This is a genomic window from Streptomyces sp. IMTB 2501, from assembly GCF_001953885.1.
In the GTDB taxonomy this organism is placed as follows: Bacteria; Actinomycetota; Actinomycetes; order Streptomycetales; family Streptomycetaceae; genus Streptomyces.
Genome location: NZ_MQUS01000006.1, coordinates 309,392 through 334,213, shown reverse-complemented (window position 1 = coordinate 334,213; position 24,822 = coordinate 309,392). Strand labels below are relative to the sequence as shown.

Genomic DNA, 24,822 nt, shown 5'->3' with positions numbered 1-24,822 from the left:
GCCCGCCGTGACTACATGGACGAGTCCGGCGGCCGGTACGTGCACGTGATCGCGGACGGCGGTGTCGGCTGGTCCGGCGACCTGCCCAAGGCGATCGCCTGCGGCGCCGACGCGGTGATGATGGGCTCCCCGCTGGCCCGCGCCACGGACGGGCCCGGCAAGGGCCACCACTGGGGCATGGAGGCGGTCAACGAGGAGCTGCCCCGCGGCAAGAAGGTCGACCTCGGCACGGTCGGCACCATCGAGGAGATCCTCACCGGCCCCTCCCACACCCCCGACGGCTCGATGAACTTCTTCGGCGCCCTGCGCCGCGCGATGGCCACCACCGGCTACAGCGAGCTGAAGGAGTTCCAGCGGGTCGAGGTGACGGTCGCGGACAGCCAGCACCGCCGCTGACCCGCCCACGGGAGCAGTACGACGCGAAGGGCCCGGCCACCTTCAAGGGTGGCCGGGCCCTTCCGGCTGTTGGACGTACCTTGGTGCGGACGTGCCTTGAGCGCCCTTACGCGCCCTACGCGGCGGCCTTCTTGGCGCCGGAGAACGCGGCGAACGCGGCGATGGCGAAGAAGAGGAAGGTCATCGGATCGGCGTCGTCCTTCCACGCCTGCTGGACCAGGTCGAAGTGCTGGAAGAACACCTCGTTGAAGCCCCGGTGCACCGCGTCGGCGCCGATCATGGCCTCGCCGACCAGCTGGCCGAGGTACACCGAGCCGAGCGCGAGGATGACGCTCACGACGGGGAGGGCCGGGTTGCGGCCGCCCGCCTTGCCCGCCGCGATACCGACGACGAAGCCGACACCGACGGCCGCGTAGCCGATCTCGTGCTTGGTGGCGCCGATGACGACGCCGTACAGCGCGGCGGCGGCCAGGGCGGCGACGACCGCGGCGACCACACCGAGGACGACGTTGTTCCGGCCCGGCGCGGGCGGCGCCGGCGGCGCGAAGGCACCCGGCTGGGCGGCGTACCCGCCCGGCTGCGGCGGGTAGGGCGCGCCGGCCGGGGCCTGCTGGGCGTACGGGTTGCCGCCGGCCGGGCCGAACTGCGGCGGCTGCGGCGATTGCGGCGACTGTGGCGATGGAGCTGACTGGCTCATGACAGAAATCCCCCCGAGGTGGAGCACGGCTGAATGACGGAAACGGAAAACCCCCGCACACGCGTGTGCGGCGAGTCCGGGGGAGATTAACAGCCGGGGACGACAACGCTCCCGGCTGTTTTCCGTTCGTGATCAGGCTCAGAGCCGGTGCGCCGCGCCCGCAGGTGTGGCCCCCCGTGTGTCCAGCAGCAGCTGGGCCTTCACCGACAGGGCCTGCAGGTCGTACGTCCGGTGGTTCTGCAGCAGGATCGTCAGATCCGCGTCGGCGGCGGCATCGTAGAGCGCGTCCGCGCGCGGGACCGGGCGGTCCAGGACGTTCCAGGAGGCCACGAGCGGGTCGTGGTAGCTCACGGAGGCGCCCAGTTCCATCAGCCGGATCGCGATCTCCTGGGCGGGTGTGCCCTGCTGGTCGGCGACGTCGGGCTTGTAGGTGACGCCGAGCAGCAGTACGCGCGCGCAGCGGGCCGACTTGCCGTGCTCGTTGAGGAGGGTGGCGGCGCGCTGCACGACGTAGCGCGGCATGCGGTGGTTGACCTGCTGGGCGAGTTCCACCATCCGCAGGGTGCGGGTGGCGTGGCCGGTCAGGTCCTGCGGGACGCCGTGCCCGCCGACGCCCGGCCCCGGCCGGAACGCCTGGAAGCCGAACGGCTTGGTCTCCGCGCACCGGATGACGTCCCACAGGTCGACACCCAGCTCATGGCAGAGGACCGCCATCTCGTTGACGAGCGCGATGTTGACGTGCCGGAAGTTGGTCTCCAGCAGCTGCACGGTCTCCGCCTCGCGCAGTCCACGCGCGCGTACCACCTTGTCGGTGAGCCGACCGTAGAAGGCGGCGGCCGACTCGGTGCACGCGGGGGTGAGGCCGCCGATCACCTTGGGGGTGCCGGCGGGGGTGTGGTCGCGGTTGCCGGGGTCGACCCGGCTGGGCGAGTAGGCGAGATGGAAGTCCCGGCCGGCGCGCAGCCCCGAGCCCTCCTCCAGCAGGGGCCGCAGGAACTCCTCCGTCGTGCCGGGCAGCACCGGCGACTCCAGGATGACCGTGGTGTGCGGGCGCAGCCGTTCGGCGAGCGCGCGGGCGGCCGCCTCCACCTGCCCGAGGTCGAGTCCGCCGTCGGTGTCGCTCGCGGTCGACGGGCAGATCACGGCGGTGCGCACCCGGCCGAGCTGGGCCGGGTCGGTACCGGGCCGGAAGCCGGCCAGATGCATCCGGCGCAATTCGGCCGGACTGAGGGAGCCCGCCTCGGGCCCCGTGGTGAAGCCGAGCGTGGAGATGCCTGCGGCGACGGCGGCCTGGGCCAGCGGCAAGCCGTAGGAGCCGAGTCCGATGACGGCGAGGTCTGCGGGCATGCGTGGGCCGTCCTTCCCAGTAGCCGAAGCGGGACAGGTGCGCAACCGCTGTCGACAGGGTTGAGCGAGTGCTCTGCCAGACTAGGTACACATATGACAGTTATGTGTGATTGTGTTCGTGTGTCTTCCAAGGGTTGTGCATGAGTTGTCCACAGCGTGGGAGCCCGTGGTGGCTGAAGTCGGGCAACCCGGTCAGAATTTGGGCATGAGGAGGGGATGAACCGGGCTTCGCCCACCGGGTGCGGCCGACGCGAGCGGGTCTGGGACAGCGGGAGGCAGCGGTGAGGACAGCGACTCTGGGGCCGGCGCAGCGCGCCGAGGCACTGGCGGCGATGGCGGAGCGGGAGCTGGACGTGCTGGTGATCGGCGGCGGGGTCGTCGGTGCCGGTACCGCGCTGGACGCCGTCACGCGTGGACTGTCCACAGGGCTGGTCGAGGCCCGCGACTGGGCGTCCGGCACCTCCAGCCGGTCCAGCAAACTGATCCACGGCGGTCTGCGCTATCTGGAGATGCTCGACTTCGCCCTCGTACGGGAAGCGCTGAAGGAGCGCGGGCTGCTGCTGGAGCGGCTCGCCCCGCACCTGGTCAAGCCCGTGCCGTTCCTCTATCCGCTGCAGCACAAGGGCTGGGAGCGGCTGTACGCGGGGTCGGGTGTGGCCTTGTACGACGCGATGTCCATGGCGCGCGGGCACGGCCGTGGGCTGCCCCTGCACCGCCATCTGACACACCGTCATGCCCTGCGTGTCGCACCCTGTCTGAAGAAGGACGCCCTGGTCGGTGCCTTGCAGTACTACGACGCCCAGATGGACGACGCCCGCTTCGTGGCCACCCTGGTGCGCACGGCCGCGTCGTACGGCGCGAAGGTGGCCAACCGCGCGCGGGTGACCGGGTTCCTGCGCGAGGGCGAGCGGGTGGTCGGCGCCCGGGTGCAGGACGTGGAGGGCGGCGGGGAGTACGAGATCCGCGCCAAGCAGGTGGTGAACGCGACCGGCGTGTGGACCGACGACACGCAGGCCCTGGTGGGGGAGCGCGGCCAGTTCCACGTCCGCGCCTCCAAGGGCATCCACCTGGTCGTGCCCAAGGACCGCATCCACTCCACGACCGGCCTGATCCTGCGTACCGAGAAGTCGGTTCTGTTCGTCATCCCCTGGGGGCGGCACTGGATCGTCGGCACCACCGACACGGACTGGGACCTGGACAAGGCCCATCCGGCCGCGTCCAGCGCCGACATCGACTATCTGCTGGAGCACGTCAACTCGGTGCTCGCGGTGCCGCTCGGCCGTGACGACGTGCAGGGCGTGTACGCCGGTCTGCGCCCGCTGCTCGCCGGGGAGTCCGACGCCACCAGCAAGCTCTCCCGCGAGCACACGGTCGCCCATCCGGTGCCGGGACTCGTGGTCGTGGCGGGCGGCAAGTACACCACGTACCGGGTGATGGCGAAGGACGCGGTCGACGAGGCGGTGCACGGCCTGGACATGCGGGTCGCCGACTGTGTGACCGAGGAGACCCCGCTGCTCGGCGCGGAGGGGTACCAGGCGCTGTGGAACGCGCGCGCCCGGGTCGCCGCCCGCACCGGACTGCACGCGGCCCGCGTCGAGCATCTGCTGAACCGCTACGGCTCCATGGCCGAGGAGGTCCTCGACCTCATCACCGCCGACCCCGCCCTGGGCGACCCGCTGCCGGGCGCCGACGACTATCTGCGCGCCGAGGTGGTGTACGCCGCCTCGCACGAGGGCGCCCGGCATCTGGACGACGTCCTCACCCGTCGTACCCGTATCTCCATCGAGACCTTCGACCGGGGCACGCGCAGCGCCCGTGAGGTGGCCGGGCTGATGGCGCCGGTCCTCGGCTGGGACAAGGACCAGATCGAGCGCGAGGTCGAGCACTACGAGAAGCGGGTGGAGGCCGAGCGGGAGTCCCAGCTCCAGCCCGACGACCAGACGGCGGACGCGGCACGGCTGGGGGCACCGGACATCGTGCCGCTGTAGCCGTCGGTACCGGCCCGAAACGGCCGATTCCCCGTCCTGAAGCGGAGTCAAGGGTGCCGCTCCGTGGGGGGCTTCGGTCCTTTTGGTGTCCATCGTCCCGATAACCGGAACAGCAGGTTCATCGGGGCTTCCGGTGCGCGGAGGGCGGGCCGCGCCCAGGGGGCCCCTGGGCGTTGCGCACTTGTCGAGTGAGAGACAATGGAGGCTCTGTCAGGGCGGGTTGTATGAGGGGACGCATGTCGGAGGCGGAGCGGGCGGGTACCTCTCGTCAGGGGACTCGTCAGGACAAGAGCGAGCGTCGTCTCCTCGCCGGGCGGTACCGGCTGGGAGACGTGCTGGGCCGGGGCGGTATGGGCACGGTCTGGCGCGCCGAGGACGAGACGCTGGGCCGGACGGTCGCCGTCAAGGAGCTGCGGTTCCCGTCGAACATCGACGAGGAGGAGAAGCGGCGCCTGATCACGCGCACCCTGCGCGAGGCCAAGGCCATCGCCCGGATCCGCAACAACAGCGCGGTGACGGTCTTCGACGTGGTCGACGAGGACGACCGGCCGTGGATCGTCATGGAGTTGGTGGAGGGCAAGTCCCTCGCCGAGGTCATCCGCGAGGACGGTCTGCTGGAGCCGAAGCGCGCCGCCGAGGTGGGCCTCGCCGTCCTCGACGTGCTGCGCTCCGCGCACCGCGAGGGCATCCTGCACCGGGACGTGAAGCCGTCCAACGTGCTGATCGCCGAGGACGGCCGGGTCGTGCTCACCGACTTCGGTATCGCACAGGTCGAGGGTGACCCGTCCATCACCTCCACCGGCATGCTCGTCGGCGCCCCCTCCTACATCTCGCCCGAGCGCGCCCGCGGTCACAAGCCGGGCCCGGCGGCCGACCTGTGGTCGCTCGGCGGCCTGCTGTACGCGGCGGTCGAGGGCGTGCCGCCGTACGACAAGGGGTCGGCGATCGCCACGCTCACCGCGGTGATGACCGAGCCCCTGGAGGAGCCCAAGAACGCGGGCCCGCTCAGGGACGTCATCCACGGCCTGCTCACCAAGGACCCCGCCGAGCGGCTCGACGACGCCGGGGCCCGGGCCATGTTCCAGGCGGTGATCCGCGCGCCCGAGCCGGAGCCGATGGACGCCACACGGGTGGTGCCGCTGCCGGTGCCGCCGGGGTCGTCCGAGGGCAGCCGGGGCGAGGAGGCCGGGGAGAAGCTGCGCGGCGCGCTGCGTTCGGTCCGCAAGGCGGCCACCGCGGCGTCGGCGCGGACGAAGAACGGCGGGGACACGGCCGCGCCGACCGGACCGAGCGCACCGGCAGCACCGGGCGCACCGGGCGCGGGTGGGGCGGCGGGCACGGGCCGCACCGGCACCGGCGCGGCGCAGGCTGCCAGTCGCGGCGGAGCCCGCCCGGCTACTCCCGGCGGCGTCCGTTCGGCCGCTCCTGGCGGGGCGCGTCCGGCCACCCCCGGCGCCTCTTCCGGTGGGGCGCGGCCCGGGTCCGCGCCTGGGACGGGTGCCGGATCCGCCGCGAGACAGGCGGGGTCTGCTTCGGGTGGCGCCGGCGTTGCCGGTACGCCGAACTCCAGCACGAACAAGCCGAGTTCGGGCTGGCCCGTGGTGCCGCCGCCGGACCTGGACCTGCCGCCGCGGCCGGTGCCCAGGGCGCCGCTGACCGACGTCGTACCCAGGCGCACGCTGGTGATCATCGCCGTGGTGGTCGCCCTCGCGGTGCTCGGCACGGTCCTGGCCATCGCCCTGAACGGCAACGATGCCAAGGACGGCAAGAGCAGCGGGGCCAAGGCGGCGGCGAGCGCGAGCGCGTCCACCAAGCGGGACAAGGGCGACAAGGCCACGGGCAGCGGGCCGGGGACGGACGGGTCGAGCCCGTCGTCGGCCGGTGCCGGTACCGGTTCCGCCGTCGACGCGAGCGCCCCCACCGGTGGCTCCGGCTCGTCCGGTGCGAAGGGCGGCGGGAGCGCGCCGGTGGTGTCGACCCGCAAGGGCGGCCAGGGGTACTCGATCGGGTTGCCCAGGGGATGGTCGTTCAAGTCCAGCGACGACGCGGGCGACCGCTACACCGGTCCCGACGGGCAGAAGCTGCTCATCGGCTGGACCGACAGCCCCAAGGACGACCCGGTGGCGGACTGGAAGAACCAGGAGCGCTCCATGGTGCGTCCTCAGTACCGGAAGATCCGCATCGAGAAGGTGGACTACCGCGGCTGGAACACGGCCGACTGGGAGTTCACCTACGTGGACGCCGGCACCGGGTACCGCAGCATCGACCGGGGTTTCGTCGTCAACGGCCACCAGGGTTACGGACTGATGTACACGGCGAAGGCGGCGGACTGGGACAGCGCGCTGCGTGCGGACACCTGGAAGACGTTGACGCAGTCCTTCGAGCCCAGGGCGTAGGCTCCGGCCGCCGGTTTGGGTCGTGAGAATCCGTCATCCACGCGATGCGGGTTGCCTCCGGCACGTATCGTGAATGGTTGCGGACCGTACGCAGCCGGATGCGTGTGCGAAACGGGTCGCGAGGCGAACGGATGTGACCGACCGGGTGGCCGGGGGAGGCAACGTGGACGACTACGCGGGTCGGGTGCTGGCCGACCGCTACCGCCTGCCGTTGCCGCCCTCCGACGAGTACGAACTCACCGAGACCCGCGCCTTCGACACCTACAGCGGCCAGGAAGTACTCGTCCGGCAGGTGCCGTTGCCGGAGGTCGTCGAGGCGGAGGTGCTCGACGCGGAGGGACTGCCCGAGGGGTTCACCGCGCGTGAGCGCGGGACCCGGCGGACGCCGGACGCCCGGACCGCCACCCGGCGGCCCGCCGACCCGGCCGTGCGGCGCGCCGTCGAGGCCGTGCAGGCGGCGGCCCGCATCCCCGACCATCCACGGCTCGACCAGGTCTTCGACGTGTTCGCCGAGGGCGGGTCGCTGTGGATAGTGAGCGAGTCTGTGGCCGCACGCCCGCTGGCCGCGCTGCTCGCGAAGCAGCCGCTGTCGCCGTACCGGGCGGCCGAGGTCGCCGCCGACGTGCTCATGGCGCTCCGGGTGCTGCACGCCCATGGCTGGGTGCACCGCAACATCACCGCCCGTACGGTGCTGGTCTGCGACGACGGCCGGGTGATGCTGACCGGCCTCGCGGTCGGCGCCGCGGAGGAGGCACTGTGCGGGTACGACCCGGTGCCGGACGAGGGCGGCACGCAGGAGGGAACTCCGGGCGCGGCCGGGGCCGTGGGCGGAGCGGGGACGGAGAATGCCGGGCCGGGTGGCGGCCCGGGAGTGGCTCCCTTCGCCGGGGACCGGGGTGATTCCCGCGGTTCCGTGGGCCGGTCGGCCGGGGCCGCCGGAGCGGTCGCGGTGCCGTCCGCGGACGTCGATCCCGAGGCCGCCCGCCGCGCCGCGATCCAGGCGAGGGCGGCCGGCGGCCTGTCGGCGCCGGGAGCGAACGCGGTGCCCGGCGGGACCGGGGTGCCCGGCGGAACCGGGATGCCCGGTGCGGCGGGGCAACGGCCCCTGGAGACCGGCGCGGACATCCGGGCCGCACGCGCCGGGGCCATCGCCGCGTACCGCGCGGGTGCGCGTGCCGCCGCCCGGGTGCAGGAGTCCCGGGAGAACGGGCACCCCGCGCTGCCCGGTGGCCCACCGCCCGCCGAGAACGGCACCGGCGCCGGCCGGGCCGACGGTGCGCGGCAGTCGTCGTACCCGGGCGGACCCGGCACCACGACACCACCCGGGCGGACAGCCGACCCCTACGGTGTGCAGGGCACCCCGTGGCACGGCGCCGCACCCCGCACCGGTTCCGGCACCTCCCCGGCCCTGGACGGTGCCACGCAGCGCCCCGGACTGCCCCCGGCGGACTCCCCTCCCGGACACCCGTCGCCCCTGGGCGGCCGGACACCCGCCCCGCACCCCGGCACCGCCCACAAAACGGGCAACGACACCGCCCGCTGGGACGGAGCCGGAGAGCCCGCCGCGTCCCGGCGTGGCCCCGGGACGGCGCTGGCGGCCGAGCGGGCGCGGCAGGTGCGGATGACCGTCGTGGGGCCGGTCACCGAGCGGTGGGCGCCGGAGCAGGCCGGGCCCGTGCACGAGAACTGGCAGCTGGCGGCGCCGATCGGGCCCGCGACCGACCTGTGGGCGCTCGGCGCGCTGCTGTTCCGGTCCGTACAGGGGCATGCGCCGTACCCGGAGGAGTCGACGGCCGAGCTGGTGCAGCTGGTCTGCGCCGAGCCGCCCGCCTTCGCCGAGGAGTGCGGACCGCTGCGCCCGGTCGTGGAGTCACTGCTGCGCCAGGACCCCACCGAGCGCCTGGACTTCGAGGAGCTGAACGGCTGGCTGCGCTCGCTGGTGCGCTCCGCACCCGAGCCCGACGCCGGCACCCATGTCGTACCCGTGCCGTCCGCCGATCCGCGCCGGCTGCCGATCGTCCGCCGCCGCGGCGAGCTGGTGCGGCTGCGCCGCCGGCGCGCCGGGCTGCCCGAGACCCATCCGCACGGCCGGCACAAGCGGGCCCGGGAGGAGGCGGGCCCGTCGCCGCGCAGCCTCGGCCGGACCCTGCTCCTGCTGATCCTGCTCCTGCTGGCCGGTGCGGTCGCGTACGCGATGCTGTTCATGCCGAAGCAGGGGGAGAGCGGGGCCGCGGGCAGCGAGCGGACCGGCAGCGCGGGCGAGGCGAGTACCGCGCCCTCGCGCGGCCCGGAGCCCTCCACCGGGCAGAGCGCGCCCCAGAGCAGTGCTCCCGCCACCGACACCCAGACCGACGGCGACCCGTCCGTCGCCGACGGCTTCACCCTGCGCAAGGACCCGGAAGGCTTCCAGATCGCCGTGGCCAAGGGCTGGGACCGCACCCCGAAGAACGGCAGCGGCCAGGTGGTCTACGCGCACGGGGACTTCGAGCTGATCGTCGTACCCGGACGGGACGGCGCCGCGACGTACGGCAGTGACCCGATGGTCTACCAACGGGACAGGGAGAGCGAACTCCAGCCGTACCGCAGCTCCAGCTGGGCCACGGCCACCGGTCTGAGAACCATCGCGGTGGGCGGACGGACCATGGCCGAGGGGCAGTTCACCTGGACCGACGGACAGGGACAGGACCTGTTCGTGCGGAACATGGCGATCCTGCTGAACGGCCGTTACCACATCATCCAGGTCCGCGGCCCGGAGGCGCAGCGGGACGAGGTGACCCGGTTCTACGAGCAGGCCACGGCGACGTACCGCTACACGGGTTGAGCGCCCTGTATACCGGTGGGCCGGTCCTGGCCGGTTTCCGGTGGCGTCAACCGTCACAGTGCTGTCACCTTGGTACCCCGCTGGTTCCCTGTTGGCAGACCGGTCCTTAATCTGACCCTGTCAAGAGCATTGCGGGGCAACGTGAATCAGATGCAGGGCCTGCTCGTAGCGGGCCGCTACCGGCTTGCCGATTCCATCGGCAGCGGCGGCATGGGCCGGGTGTGGCGTGCCCACGATGAGGTGCTGCACCGGACGGTCGCCGTCAAGGAGTTGACCGCCGCGCTGTACGTATCCGACAGCGACCGGGCCGTTCTGCTGGCCCGCACCCGGGCCGAGGCCCGGGCCGCCGCGCGCATCAGCCACTCCGCGGTCGTCACCGTGCACGACGTCCTTGAGCACGACGGCCGCCCGTGGATCGTGATGGAGCTGGTCGAGGGCAACTCGCTGGCCGACGCGGTCAAGGAGCAGGGGCGGGTGGAGCCGAGGGAGGCCGCCCGCATAGGACTGTGGGTACTGCGGGCGCTGCGCGCCGCGCACTCCGCCGGTGTCCTGCACCGGGACGTCAAGCCCGGCAATGTGCTGCTCGGCCGTGACGGCCGGGTGCTGCTCACCGACTTCGGCATCGCCCAGATCGAGGGCGACTCCACCATCACCCGCACCGGAGAGGTCGTCGGTTCGGTCGACTACCTCGCGCCCGAGCGAGTGCGCGGCCACGACCCCGGCCCGGCCTCGGACCTGTGGGCGCTCGGCGCCACGCTGTACACGGCGGTCGAGGGCCGTTCCCCGTTCCGCCGCACCTCACCGCTGAGCACCATGCAGGCGGTCGTCGAGGAGGAGGCCGACGAGCTGCGCCAGGCCGGTGCGCTCGGCCCCGTCATATCCGCCCTGCTGCGCAAGGAGCCGGACCGGCGGCCGAGCATGGAGGAGGCCGAGCAGATGCTCGCCGAGGCCGCGGAGGGCCGGCGCCCGTCCACGGCCCAGGCGTTCGTGCCGACCCAGGGCTCGGGCGTGCACACCGGCGGGACGAGCACCTCGGGCTACGGCCCCTACAGCTATACGACGGGTGCCACTGTCCCCGGAGCGCTGGCGGGACCGGGCCGTTCCGCGACCGGGCAGACGGCCGTCGCCCCCGCGCCTCCCGGCCCGGCGCCGGTACGGCCCAGACCGAAGCCCCGGCGCCGGCTGCGCACCCTCGCCCTCGTCGTCGCCGTCGCGGCCGTACTCGGCGGGGGCGCGGCGGTGGCCTTCCAGGAGTGGGGCGGCCTGGAGCAGAACACCGGGTCGAGCGGGGGCGGCGCGGGCCCGGCGACGTCACCGTCCGCGAGCGGCAGCACCGTGCCGGGCCCCGAGGGCACGGTCCCCGACAACTGGGAGACGTACCACGACCCCCTCGGTTTCAGCCTCTCCCTGCCCCAGGGCTGGAAGCGGAAGGTCTATCAGAACCAGGGAAACCTCAAGCAGATCGACTACAGCCCGGACGGCGGCCTGCACTTCGTCCGAATCGCCGTCGACAGCTCGCCGGACTTCGCCAACGCCTACGAGCACCAGAAGGACCTGGAACAGCAGCTGCAGCGGCTGGTCGACTACAAGCGAGTGGCCATGAAGGCGAACATCTACCGCGACCGCAACGGCTCGCTGTGGGAGTACACCTGGACCGCGCTGAAGAAGGACCCGCCGCATGTCGCCGGTCCGCGGCACGCGATCGAGGAGACGTACTTCTCGCGCGCGGGCATCGAGTACGCCATCTACATGTCGACGCCGGCCGAGGACTGGGCGAAGACCAGCAAGCAGTTCAAGTGGGTACTGCAGAGCTGGCAGCAGCCGAACGACGGCTGACGCGACGGCCGATGGCGCCTGAGACGGCTGCCGGCGGCTGATACGGCCGAAAAACGCTGGTTGAACGGCCCGGCTTGGCCGATCGGCGCCCCGGAGCGGATGGGTCCGGTGCGGCATGATGGGGCGCATGGGGACCGAGAGCGCCGACTTCCGGGTGATCGCGGGCCGTTACCGCCTGGAGGCACGCATCGGGCGTGGCGGCATGGGCGTGGTGTGGCGGGCCACCGACCAACTGCTGGGGCGCCGGGTCGCGGTCAAGGAACTCCTGCCGGACGACTCGCTCTCCGAGGACGACGCGCGGCGCCGCCGGGACCGCACCTTCCGTGAGGCACGGGCGGTCGGCCGGCTGCGGCATCCGCACATCATCGTCGTGCACGACGTGGTGGAGCAGGACGGACGCCCCTATCTGGTCATGGAGTTGGTCGAGGGCGGCTCGCTCGCCGACCGGATCTCCCGGCAGGGCCCGGTCGACGCCGCCGAGGCCGCGCGGATCGGTGCCGCCCTGCTCGGCGCGGTGGACACCGCGCACGCGGCCGGTGTGCTGCACCGGGACATCAAGCCCGCGAACGTCCTGATCGAGTCCGGCACCGGCCGGGTCGTGCTGACCGACTTCGGTATCGCGCAGGTCGCGGGCGCCACCACGCTCACCGAGACCGGTTCCTTCGTCGGTTCGCCCGAATACACCGCGCCGGAGCGGATGTCGGGGCTGCGCACCGGGCCGGAGTCCGACCTGTGGTCGGTCGGCGCGCTGCTGTGCACGGTGCTCAGCGGTGAGTCGCCGTTCCGGCGGGACTCGCTCGGCGGCATCCTGCACGCGGTCGTCGCCGCGGAGATCCGGCCGCCCGCCGAGGCCGACCCGCTGCTTCCGGTCGTACGAGGGCTGCTGGAACGCGATCCGGACCGGCGGCTCGGCGCGGCGGAGGCCGAGCAGATGCTGCGTACGTTCCTGGAGACGGGCCGGACCCCGGAGGCCCCGGGCACGCCCGGCACGCCGGCTCCCGGACGCGGCCACCGGATCGGCGGGGGCCGTGTGCCGAGGCCCGGGGTGTCCGGGATGGCGGGGAGCCGTACGACGCCGGCCGACGCGGTGGGGAGCCGTACGCCGAACGCCGCCTACACGCCGGCCCAGCGGGACGTTCCGCACGGCGGACCGCAGTCGGCCACCGTGTCCGGAGCGGGGACGGAGGCCCCGGCCCGCACCTCCACGCGCGGTGTGCTGCTCGCGGCGCTGCTCGTCGCCGCGCTGGCGGGGGCCGGAGTCTCGGCGGCGGCGCTGCTGCTGAACGGGAGCGGGAACGGGGGCGGCGGCAGCCCCGGCGGTACGGCGACCTCCCCGGCGACCGGAACCGGCACGAGCCCGACCGCGCCGTCCGCCTCGCCTCCGGCACCCACCACGGCCGGCCCCACGACCACCGCGAGCCGTCCGACGGCCTCGGCCGACTCGCGTACCGCGCCCTCCGGTTACCGTACGGCCCGGGACCCGGCCGGCTTCTCGCTCGCCGTACCGCAGGACTTCACCCGCAGCCCGCAGGGCGAGCGCGTCTTCTACCTCTCGCCGGGGGGCACCTTCCGCCTCGGCGTCAAGGTCGCCGATCCCCAACCGGGGGGCCCGCAGGGCGTGATGGAACGCTCGGCCGCCACGGGGTCCGCCGCCAACCCCGGTTACCACGACGGCCGGGTCACCCCCGCCAAGCACGACGGACACCCGGCCGCGCTCTGGGAGTTCACCTGGGACGGCTTCAGCGCGGCGGAGGGCCCGCGCCACACCTACGACCTGTGCTGGGAGGAGGCCGGGCGGATGTACGACGTGTGGGTGTCGGCGCCGGTCGGCAAAGTGCGGGAGGCGCGGGAGTACTTCGACGTGGCGCTCGACACCTTCCGGGCGGAGGTCTGACGGCCGCTCGGTCACGGGTCAGTGACCGGTTGGCCATCCCGGTGGCCGGGTGCGCGCAGGGCGCGGTATGGATGACGCATGAGCAGTGACGGGGGAGTCGGCCAGGGGGCCGACGAGACGACGAGTTACCTTCTGCAACCGCCGAAGCAGCAGCCGGAAGCACCGCCGCGCGCCCTACCGCCCCGGCGACAGGAGACGGGCGACGGGCGGGTCATCGCCGGACGGTACCGGCTGCTCGGCAAGCTGGGCCACGGCGGGATGGGAACCGTGTGGCGGGCCCAGGACGAGATGGTGGACCGGGAGGTCGCCGTCAAGGAACCCCGCGTACCGGACGAGCTTCCCGAACAGGAACGCGCCAACGCCTTCGAGCGCATGCGCCGCGAGGCCCGCGCGGCGGCCAGCCTGGACCATCCGGCGGTGGTGAACGTCCACGACGTCGCGGTGGTCGACGATCGGCCCTGGATCGTGATGGAGCTGGTGCGCGGCCATACTCTTGGCGACGTCCTGCACGAGGGCACCCTCGGCGCGCGCGAGGCGGCCCGGATCGGCCTTCAGGTGCTCGGCGCGCTCGACGCGGCGCACGCGGCCGGTGTCCTGCACCGGGACGTCAAGCCCGACAACGTCCTGCTCGGCCGGTACGACCGCGTGGTCCTCACGGACTTCGGGATCGCCCAGATCGAGGGCGACACCCGGCTCACCGACACCGGGGGTTTCGTCGGCTCGCCCGAGTACATCGCCCCGGAACGGGTGCTGGGACAGCGGCCCGGCCCGGCGAGCGACCTGTGGTCCCTGGGGGTGCTGCTCTACACGGCCACGGAGGGCGTCTCGCCGTTCCGCCGCAGCAACACCCCGGCCACCCTCCAGTCCGTGCTCAACTCCACCCCGGCCGCGCCCGCGGCCGCCTCCGGCCCCCTTGCCGAGGTCATCGAGGGGCTGCTCCGCAAGGACCCCGCGCACCGGCTCCCGGCGGACCGGGTCCGCGCCCTGCTGGAGGAGGCGGCCAAGCCTCCGGAGTCTCCGGTCCCCACCCAGCGCGCCGAGTTCACCGCCCCCGACGCCACCCGCACCCGGCGGTTCGGCCGCGCCGGGTGGCTCGCCGTGGGCGCGGCACTGGTCGCGGCGGCGGTGGCGGCGTACCTGGTGCTCGCCGATCCCTTCGCGGGCCCGCTGCCCGACGGCTGGGCGAGGAAGCCGGAGGCGCAGCTGGGCGCCGGTGTCGCCGTGCCCGCGGACTACCGTGCCGTCCGGCCCGCCAAGGACGCCACCGACAAGAACTGGGTGACGTACGAGGACTGGAGCGGCGGCGTCTGGATCACGCTGGAGCTGGCCAGGAAGTCGCAGGACTCCCTGAACGAGATCAAGAACAGCGCGCGGTCCCAGATGTACGCCGACGACGAGAAGTTCCGCAGCCAAGGCGAGTACACCCTCGCCATGCCCGCGGGTGCGCGGACACAACCGGACGACACCGCGACGTACCACGGCAGGGAGGCCGCGAAGAACACCGCCGTGTACACGACCAACGACAGCCAGAACCCCCGCCCGCGCGAACTCCAGATCTTCTATTACCGGACCGCCGGCGGAGACATGTACAGGCTCACCGTCGGCTACCCGGGCAAGGGCGACTTCACGGCCCGTGGCCGGGAGGTGGCCAGGGCGGCGATCGCGAACCTGGACATCGACAAGCTCTGACCCCCCGCTTCGACAAGGGTGTGGTGCGCACGGTACTCATGTGACATGAGTGGAGACGGCGAACACCCGCCCGACGCACGTCTGATCGGCGGCCGCTACCGGCTCGCCGGGCGCCTCGGGTCCGGACCCACCGGGACCGTCTGGCGGGCCCGGGACGAACAGGCGCCGGGCCGCGAGGTCGCCGTCAAGGAGCCGCTGCTGCCCGGTGATCCGGTCGACGACGAGGACAGCGGCCGGATCGCCCACCGGCTCTACCGGGAGGCCCGCGCCGCGGCCCGGGTGCGCCATCCCTCCGCCGTCGCGGTGCGCGACGTCGTCACCGAGGGTCAAGTCCCCTGGATCGTCATGGAGTTGGTGGAGGGCGAGTCGCTGCAGGAGGCCCTGCGCCGCGGCCCCCTCGCGCCCGCCGAGGCCGCCCGGATCGGGCTCGCCGTCCTCGGTGCGCTGCGCGCCGCCCACGCCGTCGGCATCGTGCACCGGGACGTGAAACCGGCCAACGTCCTGCTGGAGTCCGGCACCGGGCGGGTGGTCGTCACCGACTTCGGGACCGGTGACGGACACCCGGGGGACGCGCCCGCCGGTTTCGTCGCCCCCGAGCGCACGGTCCCCGGCGCCGGCCCCGCCTCCGACCTCTGGTCCCTGGGCGCCCTGCTCCGCGCCGCCCTGGGGGGCACGGACCCCGGCCCGCTGAGCCCCCTCCTGGACCGCCTGCATGCCGCCGAGCCCGAGGCGCGCCCCGATGCGGAGCAGGTCACGGCGGAGCTGCGGACGTACCTGGGGCTGACGCCCGTACCGGACGAGGGATCCGAAGCGACACCCGCACCCGTGTCCACGCCCGCACCCGCACCCGCCTCCGGATCCCCGTCCGACCCCTCTCCGTCCCCGGCCCCCGACCCCCGCCGCCGCACCCCGCGCACCGCGCTCGGCCTGCTCCTGGCGAAAAAAGCCGGACTCGGATGATCGTCCCGCTCGCCACCGCCTCTACGCCCTGATCAGCACATTCTCTGCCAGTGATCACTGGCAGTGTGTGAGCACTCGGTGAATCCCCGTTACCGACGGGTACACAAAGCCTCCGCTCCGGCATACCCTGCGCGTCATGACGGACACGCAGGCCCCGGACAGTACCGGCACCAACCCCCTCGCGCCCGCACCCGAAGGCGCCCGCACCGCCGCCGACGTGGTCACCCCGGAACTGGTGGCCCAGCTCACCAAGGGTGTCGTCGGTTCCGGCCGTACGGCCAACCACACCCCGTTCACCGGCGAGAAGCTGGCGGACCTGCCCGAGTCCACGCCCGAGGACGTACTCCAGGCCTTCGAGGCCGCCCGCACCGCACAGGCCGTGTGGGAGAGGACCCCGGTACGGCAGCGGGCCGCGGTCCTGCTCCGCTTCCACGACCTGGTCCTGGAACGCCAGGCCGAGGTGCTCGACCTCATCCAGCTGGAGACCGGCAAGGCCCGTCTGCACGCGCACGAGGAGGTGCAGGCCGTCGCGGTCGCGGCCCGCCACTACGGCCGCAAGGCCCCCGCCTATCTGCGGCCCAAGCGGCACACCGGCGCGGTCCCCACGCTCACGAAGGTCACCGAACTCCGCCACCCGCGCGGCGTGGTGGGCCAGATCGCCCCCTGGAACTACCCCCTGGAGCTGTCCGTCGGCGACGCGCTGCCCGCCTTCGTCGCCGGCAACGCGGTCGTGATGAAGCCGGACACCGAGACCTGCCTCACCGCACTCTGGGCGCGCGACCTGCTGATCGAGGCCGGTCTGCCCGAGGGCGTCTTCCAGGTCGTGCTCGGCGAGGGCCCGGTCGTCGGCCCCGAGGTCGTCAAGCACGCCGACTACGTCTCCTTCACCGGCTCCACCCGCACAGGGCGCGAGGTCGCGCAAGGTGCGGCGGCCCGCCTGGTCGGCGTGTCCCTCGAACTCGGCGGCAAGAACGCCATGCTGGTGCTGGACGACGCCGACATCGAGAAGGCCGCCGCCGGTGCCGTACGCGCCTGCTTCTCCTCGGCCGGACAGCTCTGCATCTCCATCGAGCGGCTGTACGTCCACGAGTCGATCGCCGACGCCTTCCTGGAGCGCTTCGCCGCCCGCACCCGGGCCATGCGGCTCGGCAACTCCCTCGCCTACGGCGCCGACATGGGCTCGCTGGTCGGCGAGCGCCAGCTGAAGACCGTCGAACGGCATGTCGAGGACGCCGTGGCCAAGGGCGCGAAGGTGATCGCGGGCGGCAAGGCCCGCCCCGACATCGGCCCCTACTTCTTCGAGCCGACCGTCCTCGACGGCGTCGAGGACTCCATGACCGTGTGCGAGGAGGAGACCTTCGGCCCGGTCGTGTCGGTCTACCGCTTCTCCTCCGAGGACGAGGCGATCGAGCGCGCCAACGCCACGCCGTACGGCCTCAACTCCTCGGTCTGGACGAAGAACGCCCGGCGCGGCCGCGAGGTCGCCGCCCGCCTGCGCACCGGAACGGTCAACGTCAACGAGGGCTACGCACCCGCCTACGGCAGCGTCCAGTCCCCGATGGGCGGCATGAAGGACTCCGGCCTCGGCCGCCGCCACGGCTCCGAGGGCATCCTCAAGTACACGGAGGCCCAGACGGTGGCCCAGCAGCGGCTGCTGCCGATGGCTCCCTCGCTCGGCATGACGGACGAGGGGTACGCGCGCTTCATGAGCACGAGTCTCCGCCTGATGAAGGCATTCCGGTTCCGCTAGAAGCACCCGTCCAGAAGCACCCGTTCGGAAACACCCGTTCTCGACGAGGAGAGCACGTGTCGCAGGAGCAGTCTGTCCAGACCCGGGACGAGGACGGGTACGACTACGACGTCATCGTGGTCGGATCGGGGTTCGGCGGCTCGGTGACCGCCCTCCGCCTGACCGAAAAGGGCTACAGGGTAGGCGTGTTGGAAGCGGGCCGCCGCTTCACCCGCGAGGCCCTGCCCAAGAACTCCTGGGACCTGAAGAACTACCTCTGGGCCCCGAAGCTCGGCATGTACGGCATCCAGCGGATCCACCTGCTGGGCAACGTCATGGTCCTGGCGGGCGCAGGCGTCGGCGGCGGCTCGCTCAACTACGCCAACACCCTCTACGTACCGCCGAAGGCCTTCTTCGACGACCCCCAGTGGCGGCAGATCACCGACTGGCAGGAGGAGTTGAAGCCGTACTACGACCAGGCCCAGCGCATGCTCGGCGTACGGCTCAACCCGACCATGACCCCCTCCGACGTGCATCTGAAGGCGGCGGCCCAGCGGATGGGGGTCGGCGACACCTTCCATCTCGCCCCGGTCGGCGTGTTCTTCGGTGACGGCAAGGACTCGGACGGGTCGGCGAAGGCGGAGCCGGGCGGGCAGGTGGCGGACCCGTACTTCGGCGGGGCCGGACCGGCCCGCAACGCCTGTACCGAGTGCGGGGAGTGCATGACCGGCTGCCGGCACGGCGCGAAGAACACCCTGAACGAGAACTACCTCTACCTCGCCGAGAAGCGGGGCGCGGTGGTCCACCCCATGACGACGGTCGTGTCCGTCACGGACGACTCACGGGGCGGGTACGCGGTGGCGACCCTGCCGACGGACCAGAAGAAGAAGGGCCGGGGCCGGCTCTTCACCGCCCGCAGGGTCGTCCTCGCGGCCGGGACCTACGGCACGCAGACCCTGCTGCACCGTATGAAGGCCGGCGGCCAGCTGCCGTATCTCTCCGCCCGGCTCGGCGATCTGACCCGCACCAACTCCGAGGCGCTGGTCGGCGCCCAGACCGACAACCGCCGCTACCGCAAGGCGACCGGCCGGCCGCAGGCCGACTTCACGCGCGGTGTCGCCATCACGTCCTCGATCCACCCCGACGAGAACACCCACATCGAGCCGGTCCGCTACGGCAAGGGCTCGAACTCCATGGGCGGTCTGTCGATCCTCCAGGTGCCCTACGCCGAGGGATCCTCCCGGGCGCTGGCCTGGCTGGCGAACGCGGCCCGGCACCCGCTGCTGGTCCTGCGCTCCCTCTCCAACCGGCGCTGGTCCGAGCGGACCATCATCGGCCTGGTCATGCAGTCGCTGGACAACTCCCTGACGACGTACCTGAAGCCCGGCGGCGTCGGCAAGGGCCTGCTGACCGCCCGCCAGGGCCACGGCGCCCCCAACCCCAAGCAGATCAGGGCCGCCACGGAGGCCGCCTCCGTGCTGGCCGACGAGATCAACGGTTTCGCCGGCAGCAACGTCGGCGAGCTGATGGGCACCCCGCTCACCGCGCACTTCCTGGGCGGCTGCCCCATCGGCGACTCCGCGGAGACGGGGGTGATCGACCCGTACCACCGCCTCTACGGCCACCCCGGCATCTCGGTCGTGGACGGCGCCGCGGTCTCGGCGAACCTGGGCGTGAACCCCTCGCTGACGATCACCGCGCAGGCCGAGCGTGCGATGTCCTTCTGGCCGAACAAGGGCGAGGAGGATCCGCGTCCGGCGCCGGGTGCGGCGTACGAGCGGCTGAAGCCGGTGGAGCCGCAGGTCCCGGCGGTCCCGGCGGAGGCGTTCGGCGCTCTGCGCCTGCCGTTCCTGGGGATGCCGGCGGTACCGCCGAAGAAATGACGGTACCGCCGAAGCAATGAAGAGGGACCTGCATCCCCCTCCGAAGGCAGGTCCCTCTCGCTGTCTTTTCGACTCGGCAGGTTTGATCAGCGAGGACCTTCAACGGTTGCTCCAGCAGCACCTGATTTTCATGTGACGTGAGTCACGCACGCCTGGTAGGTGGGTCCCTCCGGTCATGACGAAGGGCCCCGCGGGACGGAGAGGCCGCGGGGCCCTTCTTTCAGTCAGCACCGACGTCAGGGCAGCGTCGATGCCTGGGGGCGGCGCCGGGGGGTGCGCCGCGGGTCCTGGGGTCCCGGTGCACAGGGGTGGTTCCCGCCGGCCGGCCCCGGGCGTCCCCGGGGCCGGCCGTTCTCTTGGGTGACCGGGCTGCTGTCCCCTGCCGTCCGGTCACATCCCTGGAGCGAGGTCCCACGGCGTACGGCACGACCCGTACGCCTCATCGCTCCAGTGAGCCACGCGTGGTTCTGTTCGGGCCCGCCCCTGGCTGGCACGGACACCCGGCTCAACGAAGGGAGACGCGGGCCGGTCACGCGCCGTACGGGTGAGACGTGATCGAACTCAGATGCGGCCCCGGCACAGTTCGAGCAGGGTCATGGCGAGGCCGGTGCCCGGCTTGCCGAGCGCGTCGCGGTAGCGGCCGAGGATCTCCATCTCGCGGGAGAGGTTCACTCGCCGGCCGCCGGAGGCGATACGGGTCTCCTGCACGACGGTGGACACGGCCATCCGTTCCTGGATGAGGCCGATGATCCGGTCGTCGAGCGCGTCGATGCGCTCACGGGCGTCGGCGATGGTCGCTTCCGCGGTGGTGGTGGTCACTTCGGGCTCCTTGATCGGGAAGGTGGATGCCCTGGGACGGCAGAACCCGGAAAACGACAGGCGCCCCGGGCCTTGTCGGCCCGGGGCGCCTGGGAAGTCGCTTGGCGGTTGGCTCAAGCAGCACGACCATGGCAGCCGGCGGGCCGGTTGCCATAGGTAAAGACGAAGGTCGAGTGCGTGAGCATGGAGTGCAGTATGCCACGGTGAAGTCCAGGGAAGGCCCTCCGGTCCACACCGTTAGACTCGATAGCACAGACCCTCGCCCGACCACCAGAAGGCACCCCGTGTCATCAGCGACTTCCACTGCCGCCACCCCCGACACCGTCCTGGTCGTCGACTTCGGCGCGCAGTACGCCCAGCTCATCGCCCGTCGTGTCCGCGAGGCCCGGGTCTACAGCGAGATCGTGCCGAGCACCATGCCGGTCGCCGAGATGCTCGCCAAGAACCCGGCGGCGATCATCCTGTCCGGCGGCCCCTCGTCCGTGTACGAGGAGGGCGCCCCCCGTATCGACCGCGCGCTCTTCGAGGCCGGCGTCCCGGTCTTCGGCATGTGCTACGGCTTCCAGCTGATGGCGCAGGCCCTCGGCGGCACCGTCGACAACACCGGCGCCCGCGAGTACGGCCGTACGGACCTGCACGTCTCCAAGGCGTCCTCCACGCTCTTCGAGGGCACCCCGGCCGAGCAGCACGTGTGGATGTCGCACGGCGACGCCTGCTCCGCCGCCCCCGAGGGCTTCACGGTCACCGCGTCCACGGACGTCGTCCCGGTCGCCGCGTTCGAGAACGACGAGCAGAAGCTCTACGGCGTCCAGTACCACCCCGAGGTCATGCACTCCACGCACGGCCAGCTGGTGCTGGAGCACTTCCTGTACCGCGGCGCGGGCCTGACCCCGTCCTGGACCACGGGCAACGTGATCGAGGAGCAGGTCGCCGCGATCCGCGAGCAGGTCGGCGACAAGCGCGCGATCTGCGGTCTGTCCGGCGGTGTGGACTCCGCCGTGGCCGCCGCCCTCGTGGCGCGCGCCATCGGCGACCAGCTGACCTGTGTGTACGTCGACCACGGTCTGATGCGCAAGGGCGAGACCGAGCAGGTCGAGAAGGACTTCGTGGCCGCGACCGGCGTCAAGCTCGTCGTCGTGGACGCCGAGGAGCGCTTCCTCACCGCGCTGAAGGGCGTCTCGGAGCCCGAGGAGAAGCGGAAGATCATCGGTCGCGAGTTCATCCGCGTCTTCGAGCAGGCGCAGGCCGAGATCATCGCGGACGAGGGTCCGGCGGTCGAATTCCTCGTCCAGGGCACGCTCTACCCCGATGTGGTCGAGTCCGGCGGCGGCACCGGCACCGCGAACATCAAGTCGCACCACAACGTCGGCGGCCTGCCCGAGGACCTTGAGTTCCAGCTGGTCGAGCCGCTGCGCAAGCTGTTCAAGGACGAGGTCCGGATGGTCGGCCAGGAGCTGGGCCTGCCGGAGGAGATCGTCCAGCGCCAGCCGTTCCCGGGCCCGGGCCTCGGCATCCGCATCGTCGGCGAGGTGACCAAGGAGCGTCTGGACCTGCTCCGCGACGCCGACGCGATCGCCCGCGAGGAACTGACCGCGGCCGGCCTCGACCGCGACATCTGGCAGTGCCCGGTGGTCCTGCTCGCGGACGTGCGCAGCGTGGGCGTCCAGGGCGACGGCCGCACCTACGGCCACCCGATCGTGCTGCGCCCGGTGTCCTCCGAGGACGCCATGACCGCCGACTGGTCCCGGCTGCCGTACGACGTCCTGGGCCGCATCTCGACCCGGATCACCAACGAGGTCCGGGACGTCAACCGGGTCGTCCTCGACGTCACCTCGAAGCCGCCGGGCACCATCGAGTGGGAGTAGGCCCTATGCGCGCCTGATCGTGCGCAGGGGCTCTGAGGGCTTCCAGACCTGGACGACCAGATACTTCTCGTCCTCGACGTAGGTCCGTACGACCTCCGTCAGCTCGGTGCGGAAGAGGTGGAACGGCTGCGGCGGTTCCACCTCTTTCACATACCGGTCCTTGGCCCGCCCGTCTTCGATCTCGTACGCCCGCCCGCTGATCCGCACGTCCCCGCCGGCCATGTCCGTGCCGTCGCCGGGGTTCGCCTGGAGCGCGAAGCGCGGATCGCGGCGCAGATCGAGGGCTTTCAGCGAGTCCGCCATCATGCCGAGCCACAGCTCACCGGCACGGAAGTCGGCCTCCAGGCCGGAGGTGCGCGGCGAGCCGTCCTTGCGCAGGGTCGCGAGGACATGGTGGCGGAAGGCGCCGAAGCGCTTCTCGGTGATCGCCGCCAGCTCGGGTGCGGCGGCGGTGAAGGCCGCCCAGTTCATATGCGTCATACCGGCCAGTCTCACCGGTAATCCGGACAACCTGTGTCGTGATTCCGTCGCGTACGCCATCTTTACAAAACAGCTCTGCCCTTTTGCGCTGACCGGCGGTAACTTCCGGCTCGTACGGCAATTCCCCCGCTGGAGGACCTATGCACGGGCAAACCCCGCCCCTGCCGCTGCCCACCGACCAGCTGCAGTTCGCCATGCCGCCGATGCACGACTCGGTCGAGGACGAACGCCGGCATCGCAAGGAGCGGCTCGCCGGCGCCCTGCGGATCTTCGGGCGGGCCGGGCTTGAGGACGGGGTATCCGGCCACATCACCGCTCGCGACCCGGAACACAGCGACTGCTTCTGGGTCAACCCGTTCGGGATGCCGTTCAAGCACGTCACCGTCGGCGATCTCGTCCTCGCCAACCAGGACGGGCAGGTCGTCGAGGGCCGCTACCACGTCAACCAGGCCGCGTTCACCGTGCACGCCCAGGTGCACGCCGCCCGCCCGGACGTCGTCGCCGTGGCCCACTGCCACTCGGTGCACGGCCGCGCCCTCGCCGCGCTCGGCGAGCTGATCGACCCCATCACCCAGGAGAGCTGCGCCTTCTACGAGGACGTGGCGCTCTACGACGCGTACACCGGCGTCACCGTCGACATCGAGGAAGGCCGCCGGATCGCCGACGCCCTCGGCTCCCGCAAGGCGCTCGTCCTGCGCAACCACGGACTGCTCACCGTCGGCGACTCGGTGGACGCGGCCGCCTGGTGGTTCCTGTCCATGGAGCGGTCCTGCCAGGTGCAGCTGATGGCGAAGGCGGCCGGCCGCCCCGTCCTCATCGACCACAAACTGGCCGTCGCCACCCGCGAACAGCTCGGCGGCGACCTGGTGGCCTGGATCAACTACCAGCCCCTGTGGCAGGACATCAGCCGCAGCGAGCCGGACCTGCTCAGCTGACCTGAGGCCTGGGGGGCGGCCGGACCTGCTCAGCTGAAACCTCTCAGCACGGCCGCCTTGGTCCGCGCGAACTCCTCGTCCGTGAGCACCCCGTCCCGGTGCAACTCGCCCAACTCCCGCAGCCGGCGCAGCAGTACGTCTTGGTGGTCGCTCTGCGCCGGTACGAGCGCCCGCTGCCGCTCCCGGCCGTCGCCGGCGCCGCCCGCGCGGGTGGAGGGATGCGGCAGCCGGGCGGTGACGGCCGTCGCGACCAGCGCGGTCAGCAGATCCCGCCGCACGTTGCCCCACAGATCCAGGGTGTAGGGGTCCCGCTCGGGCGGCAGCTTGGAGAACACCGTCTCCGGGATCACGAACCGCAGAAAGCCGTCCTCGAACCCGGAGTTGGGCAGCCACTCCACATGCACCAGATCGCACAGGGCGATGATCCGCGGGCCGGTCGCGCGTTTGACCCGGTCGGAGGAGTCGGCCCAGTCGATGCGCACCTGCGTGCCGTCGAAGGAGACCGTGCCGTCGGAGGACCGCACGGACACCGGTACCGGCGGGCCCGGCAGCAGATAGGCGGTCGTGGGCTCCTTGGGGATCCGGTCGAGGAGCAGGGCGTGCCGGATCTCCTCGGCGACGTACTCCGCGACCCCGCCGCGGTCCGCGGCCACCGTCAGCCGGTAGGGGTCGGCCGGGTCCGGCAGCCGCCCGCCCGTCGCCTGCAGCAGCGGATCGGCGCCCTCGCGCAGCCGCATCCGCAGCCGGCCGCGCTTGCGCTCGGGTTCGTAGACGACGTCCGAGACCGCTTCCAGCGGTACGGAGATCTCCCCGTACGTCTGCCGGAACAGCGGTACGCAGCGGTGCAGTCCGGGGGTGATCCGGATCGTGCTGCCGTCGAAGGCCCAGGTCCCGTCCCGCTGGATGATCTCGGCCATAAGGGAATTCTCGCAGCCGGGTCAACACGGTGGCCCGTAGTTCACCCGCCGTGACCCGGCCCGACGAATCCGGACGGCCTGCCGTAGGGCACAATTCGCTGTCGACGCAAGGGAGTTGCGCGGTGGCGAAGCCCTCTATCCCAGGGCCGCCGACCGGGCCGGTGAGTCGT

Annotated in this window: 17 protein-coding genes; 12 read left to right on the top strand and 5 right to left on the bottom strand. The window is 72.2% G+C overall.

Features of this window, described 5'->3' with window-relative positions:
• Nucleotides 1–396: IMP dehydrogenase (locus AV521_RS50725; protein ID WP_256725540.1), on the top strand; the 396-nt coding region annotated here is incomplete at its 5' end.
• Nucleotides 397–511: 115 nt separating this feature from the next.
• On the opposite strand, the gene AV521_RS13660 is transcribed toward AV521_RS50725, so the two are convergent.
• Together AV521_RS13660 and AV521_RS13655 are read right to left on the bottom strand one after the other, a co-directional pair.
• Nucleotides 512–1,093: a hypothetical protein gene (locus AV521_RS13660; protein WP_076087955.1), complete on the bottom strand. Its 582-nt coding sequence runs from the start codon at nt 1,091–1,093 to the stop codon at nt 512–514.
• Between the two features lie 138 nt (nt 1,094–1,231).
• Nucleotides 1,232–2,440: a nucleotide sugar dehydrogenase gene (locus tag AV521_RS13655; protein ID WP_076087953.1), complete on the bottom strand. Its 1,209-nt coding sequence runs from the start codon at nt 2,438–2,440 to the stop codon at nt 1,232–1,234.
• Between the two features lie 281 nt (nt 2,441–2,721).
• Between AV521_RS13655 and AV521_RS13650 the strand changes: the two genes are divergently transcribed.
• From AV521_RS13650 to AV521_RS13610, 9 genes are all read left to right on the top strand, one after another.
• Entirely contained in the window at nt 2,722–4,428 is a 1,707-nt protein-coding gene (locus tag AV521_RS13650; protein ID WP_076087951.1) for a glycerol-3-phosphate dehydrogenase/oxidase, read from the top strand.
• Between the two features lie 236 nt (nt 4,429–4,664).
• Nucleotides 4,665–6,824 carry a serine/threonine-protein kinase gene (locus AV521_RS13645; RefSeq protein WP_179023059.1) on the top strand — a complete coding sequence of 720 codons (2,160 nt, stop codon included), beginning with the start codon at nt 4,665–4,667 and terminating at the stop codon, nt 6,822–6,824.
• A 163-nt stretch (nt 6,825–6,987) separates the two neighbouring features.
• Nucleotides 6,988–9,645: a protein kinase gene (locus AV521_RS13640; RefSeq protein WP_079249244.1), complete on the top strand. Its 2,658-nt coding sequence runs from the start codon at nt 6,988–6,990 to the stop codon at nt 9,643–9,645.
• Between the two features lie 150 nt (nt 9,646–9,795).
• Nucleotides 9,796–11,481: a serine/threonine-protein kinase gene (locus AV521_RS13635; protein ID WP_076087946.1), complete on the top strand. Its 1,686-nt coding sequence runs from the start codon at nt 9,796–9,798 to the stop codon at nt 11,479–11,481.
• A gap of 127 nt (nt 11,482–11,608) precedes the next feature.
• On the top strand, nt 11,609–13,375 hold the full coding sequence (locus AV521_RS13630) for a serine/threonine-protein kinase (RefSeq protein WP_076087944.1): 1,767 nt from the start codon (nt 11,609–11,611) through the stop codon (nt 13,373–13,375).
• 78 nt (nt 13,376–13,453) lie between these two features.
• A complete protein-coding gene (locus AV521_RS13625; RefSeq protein WP_076087942.1) occupies nt 13,454–15,064 on the top strand; it encodes a serine/threonine-protein kinase in 1,611 nt (536 codons plus the stop codon).
• Between the two features lie 45 nt (nt 15,065–15,109).
• Nucleotides 15,110–16,024: a serine/threonine-protein kinase gene (locus AV521_RS13620; protein ID WP_076087940.1), complete on the top strand. Its 915-nt coding sequence runs from the start codon at nt 15,110–15,112 to the stop codon at nt 16,022–16,024.
• A gap of 136 nt (nt 16,025–16,160) precedes the next feature.
• Entirely contained in the window at nt 16,161–17,774 is a 1,614-nt protein-coding gene (locus AV521_RS13615; protein ID WP_076087938.1) for a succinic semialdehyde dehydrogenase, read from the top strand.
• A 56-nt stretch (nt 17,775–17,830) separates the two neighbouring features.
• Nucleotides 17,831–19,636: a GMC family oxidoreductase N-terminal domain-containing protein gene (locus AV521_RS13610; protein ID WP_076087936.1), complete on the top strand. Its 1,806-nt coding sequence runs from the start codon at nt 17,831–17,833 to the stop codon at nt 19,634–19,636.
• A gap of 561 nt (nt 19,637–20,197) precedes the next feature.
• Here AV521_RS13610 and AV521_RS13605 read toward each other — a convergent pair.
• Entirely contained in the window at nt 20,198–20,455 is a 258-nt protein-coding gene (locus AV521_RS13605; protein ID WP_023547313.1) for a chorismate mutase, read from the bottom strand.
• Nucleotides 20,456–20,739: 284 nt separating this feature from the next.
• Between AV521_RS13605 and guaA the strand changes: the two genes are divergently transcribed.
• The gene (gene guaA, locus AV521_RS13600; protein WP_076087934.1) at nt 20,740–22,320 is read left to right on the top strand and encodes a glutamine-hydrolyzing GMP synthase; all 1,581 of its coding nucleotides are present in this window, start codon (nt 20,740–20,742) and stop codon (nt 22,318–22,320) included.
• A gap of 3 nt (nt 22,321–22,323) precedes the next feature.
• On the opposite strand, the gene AV521_RS13595 is transcribed toward guaA, so the two are convergent.
• Complete coding sequence (locus AV521_RS13595; protein WP_076087932.1) at nt 22,324–22,791, bottom strand: pyridoxamine 5'-phosphate oxidase family protein; 468 nt, start codon at nt 22,789–22,791, stop codon at nt 22,324–22,326.
• A gap of 149 nt (nt 22,792–22,940) precedes the next feature.
• Here AV521_RS13595 and AV521_RS13590 point away from each other — a divergent pair, with 149 nt between their 5' ends.
• Entirely contained in the window at nt 22,941–23,735 is a 795-nt protein-coding gene (locus tag AV521_RS13590; protein WP_076087930.1) for a class II aldolase/adducin family protein, read from the top strand.
• Between the two features lie 29 nt (nt 23,736–23,764).
• Here the strand turns inward: AV521_RS13590 and AV521_RS13585 are convergent, their stop codons facing one another.
• Complete coding sequence (locus AV521_RS13585) at nt 23,765–24,652, bottom strand: DUF4429 domain-containing protein (RefSeq protein ID WP_076087928.1); 888 nt, start codon at nt 24,650–24,652, stop codon at nt 23,765–23,767.
• Nucleotides 24,653–24,822 lie beyond the last annotated feature (170 nt).

Excerpts from the sequence above, each read along its gene's own strand:
- AV521_RS13655 (WP_076087953.1), bottom strand. The coding sequence starts at position 2,440 with ATGCCCGCAGACCTCGCCGTCATCGGACTCGGCTCCTACGGCTTGCCG.
- AV521_RS13615 (WP_076087938.1), top strand. The coding sequence starts at position 16,161 with ATGACGGACACGCAGGCCCCGGACAGTACCGGCACCAACCCCCTCGCG.
- AV521_RS13635 (WP_076087946.1), top strand. The coding sequence starts at position 9,796 with ATGCAGGGCCTGCTCGTAGCGGGCCGCTACCGGCTTGCCGATTCCATC.
- AV521_RS13595 (WP_076087932.1), bottom strand. The coding sequence starts at position 22,791 with ATGAACTGGGCGGCCTTCACCGCCGCCGCACCCGAGCTGGCGGCGATC.
- AV521_RS13590 (WP_076087930.1), top strand. The coding sequence starts at position 22,941 with ATGCACGGGCAAACCCCGCCCCTGCCGCTGCCCACCGACCAGCTGCAG.
- AV521_RS13645 (WP_179023059.1), top strand. The coding sequence starts at position 4,665 with ATGTCGGAGGCGGAGCGGGCGGGTACCTCTCGTCAGGGGACTCGTCAG.
- AV521_RS13620 (WP_076087940.1), top strand. The coding sequence starts at position 15,110 with ATGAGTGGAGACGGCGAACACCCGCCCGACGCACGTCTGATCGGCGGC.
- AV521_RS13660 (WP_076087955.1), bottom strand. The coding sequence starts at position 1,093 with ATGAGCCAGTCAGCTCCATCGCCACAGTCGCCGCAATCGCCGCAGCCG.
- AV521_RS13585 (WP_076087928.1), bottom strand. The coding sequence starts at position 24,652 with ATGGCCGAGATCATCCAGCGGGACGGGACCTGGGCCTTCGACGGCAGC.
- AV521_RS13630 (WP_076087944.1), top strand. The coding sequence starts at position 11,609 with ATGGGGACCGAGAGCGCCGACTTCCGGGTGATCGCGGGCCGTTACCGC.
- AV521_RS13625 (WP_076087942.1), top strand. The coding sequence starts at position 13,454 with ATGAGCAGTGACGGGGGAGTCGGCCAGGGGGCCGACGAGACGACGAGT.